Annotated in this window: 12 protein-coding genes and 1 other annotated feature; of the genes, 4 read left to right on the top strand and 8 right to left on the bottom strand. The window is 54.9% G+C overall.

Features of this window, described 5'->3' with window-relative positions:
- Positions 1 to 121: 121 nt before the first annotated feature.
- The 7 genes from JWF83_RS08380 to JWF83_RS08350 all read right to left on the bottom strand — a co-directional run bounded on the left by JWF83_RS08380 (position 122) and on the right by JWF83_RS08350 (position 6,495).
- Entirely contained in the window at positions 122 to 289 is a 168-nt protein-coding gene (locus tag JWF83_RS08380; RefSeq protein ID WP_413649731.1) for a hypothetical protein, read from the bottom strand.
- A gap of 109 nt (positions 290 to 398) precedes the next feature.
- Positions 399 to 2,273 (bottom strand): molecular chaperone HtpG, encoded by a 1,875-nt coding sequence (htpG, locus tag JWF83_RS08375; RefSeq protein ID WP_413649729.1) that lies wholly within the window; start codon positions 2,271 to 2,273, stop codon positions 399 to 401.
- Between the two features lie 98 nt (positions 2,274 to 2,371).
- Positions 2,372 to 2,977, bottom strand: a complete 606-nt coding sequence (gene recR / locus JWF83_RS08370) for a recombination mediator RecR (protein WP_413649728.1) — start codon at positions 2,975 to 2,977, stop codon at positions 2,372 to 2,374.
- Positions 2,977 to 3,306: a YbaB/EbfC family nucleoid-associated protein gene (locus tag JWF83_RS08365; protein ID WP_413649727.1), complete on the bottom strand. Its 330-nt coding sequence runs from the start codon at positions 3,304 to 3,306 to the stop codon at positions 2,977 to 2,979. The genes recR and JWF83_RS08365 overlap by 1 nt, the downstream gene beginning before the upstream one ends.
- A gap of 54 nt (positions 3,307 to 3,360) precedes the next feature.
- Positions 3,361 to 5,295 carry a DNA polymerase III subunit gamma/tau gene (dnaX, locus tag JWF83_RS08360; protein ID WP_413649725.1) on the bottom strand — a complete coding sequence of 645 codons (1,935 nt, stop codon included), beginning with the start codon at positions 5,293 to 5,295 and terminating at the stop codon, positions 3,361 to 3,363.
- Positions 3,964 to 4,025 (bottom strand) — a sequence feature (DnaX frameshifting element). It overlaps the preceding gene by 62 nt.
- Positions 5,296 to 5,409: 114 nt before the next feature.
- Positions 5,410 to 5,961, bottom strand: a complete 552-nt coding sequence (gene apt, locus JWF83_RS08355) for an adenine phosphoribosyltransferase (protein WP_413649723.1) — start codon at positions 5,959 to 5,961, stop codon at positions 5,410 to 5,412.
- 156 nt (positions 5,962 to 6,117) lie between these two features.
- Entirely contained in the window at positions 6,118 to 6,495 is a 378-nt protein-coding gene (locus tag JWF83_RS08350; RefSeq protein ID WP_413649721.1) for a DUF454 family protein, read from the bottom strand.
- 56 nt (positions 6,496 to 6,551) lie between these two features.
- Here JWF83_RS08350 and priC point away from each other — a divergent pair, with 56 nt between their 5' ends.
- The 3 genes from priC (at position 6,552) to rsmS (ending at position 7,560) form a co-directional block, all read left to right on the top strand.
- Positions 6,552 to 7,082: a primosomal replication protein PriC gene (gene priC / locus JWF83_RS08345; protein WP_413649720.1), complete on the top strand. Its 531-nt coding sequence runs from the start codon at positions 6,552 to 6,554 to the stop codon at positions 7,080 to 7,082.
- A 74-nt stretch (positions 7,083 to 7,156) separates the two neighbouring features.
- Positions 7,157 to 7,402: a hypothetical protein gene (locus JWF83_RS08340; protein ID WP_413649718.1), complete on the top strand. Its 246-nt coding sequence runs from the start codon at positions 7,157 to 7,159 to the stop codon at positions 7,400 to 7,402.
- A gap of 11 nt (positions 7,403 to 7,413) precedes the next feature.
- On the top strand, positions 7,414 to 7,560 hold the full coding sequence (gene rsmS, locus JWF83_RS08335) for a pleiotropic regulatory protein RsmS (RefSeq protein WP_413649717.1): 147 nt from the start codon (positions 7,414 to 7,416) through the stop codon (positions 7,558 to 7,560).
- Here rsmS and acrR read toward each other — a convergent pair whose 3' ends face one another.
- A complete protein-coding gene (gene acrR, locus JWF83_RS08330; protein ID WP_413649716.1) occupies positions 7,561 to 8,208 on the bottom strand; it encodes a multidrug efflux transporter transcriptional repressor AcrR in 648 nt (215 codons plus the stop codon).
- A 141-nt stretch (positions 8,209 to 8,349) separates the two neighbouring features.
- Here acrR and JWF83_RS08325 point away from each other — a divergent pair, with 141 nt between their 5' ends.
- Positions 8,350 to 9,540 carry an efflux RND transporter periplasmic adaptor subunit gene (locus tag JWF83_RS08325; RefSeq protein WP_413649715.1) on the top strand — a complete coding sequence of 397 codons (1,191 nt, stop codon included), beginning with the start codon at positions 8,350 to 8,352 and terminating at the stop codon, positions 9,538 to 9,540.
- Positions 9,541 to 9,548 lie beyond the last annotated feature (8 nt).

Raw genomic sequence — 9,548 nt, 5'->3', positions numbered from 1 at the left:
AATGGCTCCCCTACATCAGGGCGGCAGATATTCTTCTGTAGGGGCGGCATTTATGCCGCCCGTATCAATGGTTTGCACTGCTGCCACCTTCGGGACGGGAGCCATTAATGGCTCCCCTACATCAGGGCGGCAGATATTCTTCTGTAGGGGCGGCATTTATGCCGCCCGTATCAATGGTTTGCACTGCTGCCACCTTCGGGACGGCAGCCATTAATGGCTCCCCTACATCAGGAGGCAGATATTCTTCTGTAGGGGCGGCATTTATGCCGCCCGTATCAATGGTTTGCACTGCTGCCACATTCGGGACGGCAGCCATGGGACGCAAACTATGCAGCTACCGCTTGACGTTCAAGACGGTAGCTACGGGATGTTTCAGATAAATCCAGACTGCCGCGTTATCAGGCAATCAGCAACTGATTCATACGGCGGATAAACTGGTTGGGATCTTCCAGCGTACCGCGTTCGGCAAGCAGCGCCTGATCCAGCAACAGCTCGATCCACTCGGCAAACAGGGCTTCATCCTGAGTATCCGCGGCACGTTTCACCAGCGCGTGATCCGGGTTGATCTCAAACAGATACTTCACTTCCGGCACCGACTGACCCGCTGCGGCAAACAGTTTCGCCATCTGGGTACTCATCTCATTCGCTTCGGTAGTGACGATCGCCGGCGTATCGGTTAAACGGTGCGTCAGACGCACTTCTTTAACCCGGTCGCCCAGCAGCGTTTTCACCCGCTCGATAAAGGGTTCCAGCGCTTTTTCCGCTTCTTTCTGCTCGTCGCTCTCTTCATTCGCCAGCTTGCTTAACTCGTCATCCGCTTTGCTGGCCGACTGGAAGGATTTACCGTCGAACTCCGTCAGATAGCTCATCATCCACTCATCGATGCGATCGGAGAGCAGCAGCACTTCAATGCCTTTCTTGCGGAACACTTCCAGATGCGGGCTGCTCTTCGCGGCCGCATAGCTGTCAGCGGTGATGTAGTAGATCTTCTCCTGACCTTCCACCATCCGGCTGACATAATCTTCCAGCGAGACGGTTTGCGTCGCCCCTTCGCTGCTGGTGGAAGCAAAGCGCAACAGTTTGGCGATAGATTCAGCGTTGCTGGCATCTTCTGCCGGACCTTCTTTCAGCACCAGGCCGAACTGCTGCCAGAACTGCTGATATTTCTCCGCGTCATCCTTCGCCATTTTCTCCAGCATCTGCAGCACACGCTTACTCAGTGCGCTACGCAGATTCTGGGTAATACGGCTGTCCTGCAGAATCTCACGCGACACGTTCAGCGGCAGATCGTTAGAGTCGATCAGACCACGGACGAAGCGCAGGTAGTTCGGCATAAACTGCTCGGCGTCATCCATAATAAACACGCGCTGCACATAGAGTTTCAGGCCATGTTTATGATCGCGGTTCCACATATCAAATGGCGCCTGCGCCGGAATATACAGCAGACTGGTATACTCCTGTTTACCCTCAACGCGGTTATGGCTCCAGGCCGCCGGTTCGGTAAAATCGTGGGCGATATGCTTGTAGAACTCTTTGTATTCGTCATCGCTGATATCAGACTTACTACGCGTCCACAGCGCCTGGGCTTTGTTAATTTTTTCCCAGTGGGTGGTGTCGTCTTCTGCGTTATGTGACTCAATCTCTACCGGCAGGGCAATATGATCGGAGTATTTACCGATAATGCCGCGTACACGCCAGGCATCGAGGAACTCATCTTCGCCTTCACGCAGATGCAGGGTAATTTCGGTACCGCGATCCTCTTTGCTGATATCGGCGATGGTATATTCACCCTCCCCGGCCGATTCCCAGAACACCCCTTCATCAACGCCAGCGCCAGCGGCACGGGTGCGCACTGACACTTTATCGGCAACGATAAAGGCGGAGTAGAAGCCGACGCCAAACTGGCCAATCAGCTGGCTGTCTTTCGCCTGGTCGGAACCGAGCGACTCAAGGAAGGATTTGGTGCCGGATTTCGCAATGGTACCCAGGTTTTCAATGACTTCATCACGTCGCATACCGATACCGTTATCGCTGAGCGTGATGGTGCGCTGTTCCTTGTTCACTGCAACCCGTACCCGCAGATCGCCATCACCCTCATACAGTTCCGGTGAGGAGAGCGCACGGAAGCGCAACTTATCCGCCGCATCCGAAGCATTGGAGATCAGCTCGCGCAGGAAGATTTCTTTATTTGAATAGAGGGAATGGATCATCAGATGCAGAAGCTGTTTCACTTCTGACTGAAAGCCACGGGTCTCTTGTCCTTTCATGGTCATTGATACCTCAACAAATCAGGTTTATTGAATGTTGAGAAGGAGATGGGGATGAAAAAAAACTTTTCAAGCAGGCACGGACACGCCGTACCTGTGAATGCTTAAAATTTAATCTTCTGACGACCTGCCAGCGAGTGCGACAGGGTGGTACCGTCAACCATTTCCAGTTCGCCGCCCATCGGCACGCCGTGAGCGATACGACTGGCGTCGACACCATATTGCCCGCACAGCTCGGCGATATAGTTGGCGGTTGCCTCCCCTTCCACCGTCGGGTTGGTGGCGAGGATCACTTCCTGGATGGTTTCGCGTTCCAGACGCTGCTCCAGACGATCAAGCCCGATATCATTCGGGCCGATGCCGTCCAGCGGTGAAAGATGGCCCATCAGCACAAAGTAGCGTCCGGCAAACTGCCCGGTCTGCTCAATGGCGTGAATATCGGCCGGGCTCTCTACCACGCAGATCTGACCGTTCTGCTGGCGTCGCGGATTGGCGCAGATGGTGCAGATATCCTGCTCGGTAAACGTATGGCAATCCTTACAGTGACCGATTTCAGACATCGCCCGCGTCAGCGCCTGCGCCAGGCGCATGCCGCCGCTGCGATCGCGTTGTAACAGCTGAAATGCCATGCGCTGCGCTGATTTAGGCCCGACTCCGGGTAAACAGCGCAGCGACTCCATCAGTGTTTCGAGGAGCGGGCTGGTTTGCATCAGAATGGCATCTTGAAGCCCGGCGGTAACTGCATCCCGCTGGAAACTGAGGCCATTTTTTCTTTCTGCGCTTCAGCAATACGGCGCGCCGCATCGTTAAATGCCGCAGCAACCAGATCTTCCAGCATATCTTTATCATCTTCCAACAGACTTGGATCGACTTCGACACGACGGCAGTTATGTGCACCATTAATGGTCACTTTTACCAGGCCGGCGCCGGACTCACCGGTCACTTCCAGCGCAGCAATCTCTTCCTGCACCTGGGCCATTTTGTCCTGCATTTGCTGGGCCTGCTTCATCAGGTTGCCCAAACCGCCTTTACCAAACATAGTCATCTCTCTCAGCTCTGGCCACGTAATCGTCGGATACGCTTAGGGGCCGGTTCAAACGGGGCGAATACTCTCTTCATCCAGGTCGGCATCAAAGAACCGACGCAGAGTCTGAATATGAGTATCCGCGATTATCGACTGGCGCGCCTGCGCCAGCTTCTCTTCATAAATGGCCTGTCGCCACTCCAGCGGCGTTAACACCGCCGGATTATCATCTTCCACTATGGTCAGTTCTACCGGTTGCCCGGCCGCCTGACTTAATGCTTCCGCCAACACTTTCTGCGCAGAAGGTGAATTAAGATGCCGCTGACCAGCGCGCAGATGCAGACAAACACCCTGCGCGGTTTGTTCTTTCCACGCATTTAACGCCAGCTGCTGCACCAGTTTGGGAAGCGGCAACGCGGCGATTTCTGCCGCCCAGGCATCCCGCTGCTGCGACTCTTCCGTCAGCTTGCTGGCCAGCTCCGGCGTTTTTTCATGCTCCAACGCCGAACGCAGCGCTTTTGGCGTGGCCACCGCTTCCGCCTTCACTTCCTGCGGATTTTGCGCTGTCCAGCGATAGGCCTCTTTCTTTACCGCCGCGACCGCCCCGGCAGCAGCTGCCTGCTGCCGCTTCTGACCGCGTTCGGTGACCGAAGCCAGTCGCTCCAGTGCCGAACTTACCGGCCGCGCACCAGGCGCCGCCGGTTCACTCTTTTTTACTTTGGTCGCTCCCTGCTGGCGCATCAGTTGGGTGCGCGCCTGCAATAGCTGACTGGTAGCCTCCGGCAAATTGCCCGAAGGCGGCGTCTCCGGCATGCTATGCGCCACCGGCGATTGCGTCGGCGCCACAACAGGCGCCGGCGGCTGAGGCGACGCCTGTGGCGTCATCACCGGACGGGCGACCGGCTCGGCAATCAGCTGGCGCGGATGAAAGGCCAGCGCGCGCAGCAGGGTCATCTCGACCCCCATGCGGCGATCCGGCGCCAGCGGCAGCTCTTTCCGTCCAACCAGTAAGGTCTGGTAATAGAGCTGTACATCTGCCGGCGGCAGCACTCGCGCCAGTTCACGCAGACGCTGCTCTATCGCCAGTTGTTCATCACCCATCGCCGATGGCAGCAGCTGCACCATAGCGATACGATGCAGTAAACGCAACATTTCAACCAGCAGCGCTTCCCACTCGACGCCGCGTGACGCCGCCTGGTTGAGCAGCGCCATCACCTGCTGACCATCAGCTGCCACCAGCGCTTCGATCAGCGCCAGCGGCTGCTCATTATCGAGCGTGCCCAGCATCGCGTTAACGCTATCAGTGGTAATTTGCCCCTGTCCGATGGCAATCGCCTGATCGGCCAGGCTCAGCGCATCACGCATACTGCCATCCGCGGCGCGCGCCAGCAGCTGCAATGCACGGGTTTCCGCACTGATACTCTCTTGTTTTAACACATACTCCAGCTGACCGCGGATCTGCTCAACCTCCAGAGCCTTGAGATGAAACTGCAGACAACGTGACAGAATCGTCACCGGCAGTTTTTGCGGGTCGGTGGTAGCCAGCAGGAATTTGACGTGTGACGGCGGCTCTTCCAGCGTTTTCAACAGAGCGTTGAAGCTGTGGCGCGACAGCATATGCACTTCGTCAATCAGGTAAACTTTGAAACGTCCGCGTGCCGGCGCGTACTGCACGTTATCCAGCAGATCGCGGGTGTCTTCAACTTTGGTTCGCGAAGCCGCATCGATCTCAATCAGATCGACAAACCGGCCCTGCTCAATTTCGCGGCAGTTATCGCACTGGCCGCACGGTGTCGCCGTAATGCCGCTTTCACAATTCAGTCCTTTCGCCAGCAGACGCGCAATAGTGGTCTTTCCCACACCGCGGGTGCCGGAAAAAAGATAAGCGTGATGGATGCGGCCGAGCGACAGGCCATTCGCCAGCGCTGTCAGGACATGCTCCTGACCGACAACATCAGTAAACGCTTGTGGACGCCACTTGCGGGCAAGTACCTGATAGCTCATTAATTCGCGGAATTTTTCAGTGAAACAGAAGATAATGCTAACACAGCCCCACCCTTACGGCGAGGCTGAAGATAGGCGGGAGCCCGGGGGCGGCCTGAATGCCGCCTGGGTAGATCAATGGCCAGGGAAAGCCACTAAACTATAGCTGTCCACGCCCATCGCTTTCAGGCGCGCTTCACCGGTCAGATCAAACAGATTAATCACAAAGGCGGCGTCTTTTACTTCCCCGCCAGCACGGCGGATCAATTTTACCGTGGCTTCGATGGTACCGCCGGTCGCCAGCAGATCGTCGACCACCAGCACCAGATCACCGGCGCTAATGGCGTCACAGTGCAGTTCGAGGCTGTCGGTGCCGTACTCTAACTCATAACTTTCGCTGAAGGTTTTGCGTGGCAGTTTGCCCGGCTTACGTACCGGTACAAAACCGACCCCCAGCGCCAGCGCCACCGGCGCACCGAACAGGAAGCCACGCGCTTCGGTGCCGACCACTTTGGTAATGCCAGTATCGCGATAGCGTTCAACTAACAGTTCAATGGCAGTGGCATACGCTATCGGATCTTCCAGCAGACTGGTTACGTCACGAAACAGGATGCCCGGTTTTGGATAATCCGGAATGCTTTTGATACTGTCTTTAAGAAATTCAAGCTGCTGCGCAGTCGCGGTCATAATATTATGCCTGGTAAAAACGAATCTGACTCACGCAGCTTCGCTCCACACTGACAGCCAAACGCTGCAGATGAAGAGGAGTAATCAGGGAAGCCGCGCACGAAAACGACCAAATCTAAGCAAAGAATCTTATAAATGCAACCATCAAGCGGGAAATCAGCGGTTTTGTTGTTCTGTCTCAACTACCGGCAAGCGCAATATAAAGATCACCAGTACACAGAGCATGCATACCAGTAGAATACGCAACCAGAGGATTTTCACCAGCCATAACGACACGGCAAAGGTAATGACGATCAACAGGATCGCCCGTGCTTTCGCTTTTGGCGGCAAGGCGCGGTGTTGCTGCCAGTGGCGAATATAGCCGCCAAACCATGAGCGGTAAAGCAGCCAGTGGTGGAAGCGCGGCGACGAACGCGCAAAGCACCATGCCGCCAGCAGAATAAACGGTGTGGTGGGCAACAGCGGTAAAATAATGCCGAGCGTGCCGAGAGCAATCGCCAGCCAGCCAATCACTAACAATAATATGCGCTGCATAGTGCGACCTGAATTCGTCATGCTGCGGTTACTTTACCACAGCGCCGGAGAAAACAATGAAAAGAGACCAGGTACTGCGACAACTGGATAGTCGGGTTGAGCAGTTGGCGCAAAGCGTCGCGCCGCTGGCGGGAAGACGTGCCCGGCGGGCGCGCTTTGATAACCAGCTGTTCCACTGCCAGAGCCTGCGCCTCGGCGACTATCTGCAGGAAATCAGAGAGACCATGGTGCAGCTCAGGCATGCCGTTGACGATAATAACGCCGAGCGTCTCAACTGGCTGGCGGAGCGGGCGGTGCTGCAAGTCGGTGCGCTGCAACGGGAGATTGCCACCCTGCCGTTACGTCGTCAGGAGAGCCGCGCCAGTCATCATGCCGAGACACTGTATCAGAAACTGGCGGACCATCTTGAGTTTGAGCGTCGGCTATTACAGATGATTGCCGAACGCGAAAGCCTGCTTGGCCAGCAGGAGACACTGATCCAGCAGCAAAAGATGCAGCAGGAGATGGTGGCGCTGGAGGGCCGGTTACAGCGCTGTCGCGAGGCGTTAAAACAGATTGAGCAAGAAATCGCCCGCCGCGAAGAATAGCGGTTAGCGCTGCGGCTGCCACTTCCGGCAACCGCAGTCTATACTACGGAATATTTCAGCACGGAGACGACGAAATGGGACTTCTCTCCTGGATTATCATTGGTTTAATCAGCGGTATTGTGGTGCGCAGATTCTTCCCCGGCCGTCAGGGGGGGTCGATCCCGACGCTAATCATGGCGATGACCGGTGCGCTGGTTGGCGGTTATATCAGCAGTTATTTCAGTTGGGGCACACTGGCGACCATTGAACCGCGCGCGCTGCTGCTGGCCCTGCTTGGCGCACTGGCGATGCTGCTGGTGGCGAAAATATTACGTATTTAATGGAGCAGGCAATGTCATTAAAAGACGCCCCCGATGAGGTGAAACTGGCAGTGGATTTGATCATGCTACTGGAGGAGAATCAGGTGGCGCCGCAAACGGTGCTGGCGGCGCTGGAGATTATCAGGCGCGATTATGAAAAAAAACTGGCGCAGGCCTGATCAATTTGTCGCGGACGGCTGACGTAGCGTCGGGCTGGTCACCAGCATATCAATCAGGGTTTCCACTAATAGGGGTGCGTCCGCCGCCAAATCGAAACTATGCGGCATAAACAGCCAGTTCTCCATGATTCCACTGACATAGCCACGCATGATCACCGCAGCACGGCGGGTATTGAGTTCCGCTGGTAACTGTCCCTGATCAATGCAACTACGCAGCACTTCTTCTATTTTTTCGTAGCACTCAAGATATAAATTTTGTTGCATCATTTGCAGAGTAGTCATTTCACCGACAAACTCACACTTATGGAAAATGATTTCCATAAGCGACCTTCTCCGTTGATCACGTGCTGTAGACTCAAATACATAGTTAAGCATTGCTCGTACAACAGATAGTGGATCGTCAGGGTATTTTATTTGATACTCAGTCTCTAAGTCCTCCATTCCGGACTCAGACTGCGCCCAAATCTCGTTCAACAAATCGGCTTTATTTTTAAAATGCCAGTAAATCGCACCACGCGTCACGCCTGCGGCTTGAGCAATATCGGCCAGGGATGTCGCGGAGACACCATATTCAGAAAACCGGGTTATCGCTGCATCAATAATTTGATTCCGCGTTTCAAGGGCTTGCTGTTTGGTTTTTCGTGCCATAAGGGTATTATTTACAGAAGGGTAGATTTACATACATTTGCGAATGTATGTAACATAGCACGACCATAATTTAAACGCAGCAATGGGTTTAACGGTTTGTGATCCATTGAACAATCGATATCGGACACTCGAGGTTTATTTATGAACAAAAACAGAGGGTTAACGCCTCTGGCGGCCGTCCTGATGCTTTCAGGCAGCTTAGTGCTAACAGGATGTGATGAAAATAAATCCCAACAAGCCGGCCAGCAACATGCACCTGAGGTTGGCATTGTCACCTTAAAAAGTGAACCATTGAAAATTACTACCGAGCTGCCGGGAAGAACCTCATCCTGGCGTGTCGCGGAGGTTCGCCCACAGGTTTCGGGCATTATTTTGAAGCGGAATTTTGTTGAAGGGAGCGATATTAAAGCCGGGCAATCCCTGTATCAGATCGATCCAGCCACTTATCAGGCTGCTTATGACAGCGCCAAAGGCGACCTTGCCCAGGCGCAGGCTAATGCGCAAATCGCCGCCCTGACGGTAAAACGCTATAAGCCGCTGCTCGGCACCAAATATATCAGCCAGCAGGATTATGATCAGGCCATCGCCACCGCCAGCCAGACCGCCGCCGCGGTACAGGTAGCACAAGCGAGCGTCGAAACTGCGCGTATTAACCTCGCCTACACTAAAGTCACTTCACCGATCAGCGGACGTATTGGCAAATCGTCAGTGACCGAAGGGGCTTTAGTGCAGAGCGCGCAAACCACTGCCCTGGCGACCGTTCAGCAGCTTGACCCTATCTATGTCGACGTGACGCAATCCAGCGAAGATTTCCTGCGCCTGCGTCAGGAACTGGAAGCGGGTAAACTGAAACAGGATGACGGCAAAGCCAGCGTCACATTGTTAATGCAGAATGGTAGCGCCTACGCCCATACCGGAACATTAGAATTCTCTGATGTCACCGTCGATGAAACCACCGGCTCAATTACCCTGCGTGCGGTGTTCCCTAACCCGGATCAGCGTCTGCTGCCAGGCATGTTTGTCCGTGCACGTCTGGATGAAGGCACCAATCCGAACGCACTGTTGGTTCCGCAACAGGGTGTAACCCGTACCCCTACCGGCGATGCAACCGCCATGGTGGTCGGCCAGGATAATAAAGTGGAAATGCGTAAACTGACCGCTGAACAGGCGATTGGCGATAAGTGGGTGGTTTCTGCAGGTCTGAAGGAAGGTGATCGGGTCATTGTAACCGGTGTTCAGCGTGCGAAACCTGGCGCTCAGGTGACTCCGCAGGAAGTGAGTGCAGACGACGCGAAGAAACAAAATGCGCCGGCTGAACCAACCAAGTCTTAAACAGGAGC

Source organism: Pantoea sp. B65 (assembly GCF_047308185.1).
In the GTDB taxonomy this organism is placed as follows: Bacteria; Pseudomonadota; Gammaproteobacteria; order Enterobacterales; family Enterobacteriaceae; genus Erwinia.
The sequence above is the reverse complement of the archived record's forward strand: the minus strand, read 5'-3'. Positions and strand labels throughout refer to the sequence as shown.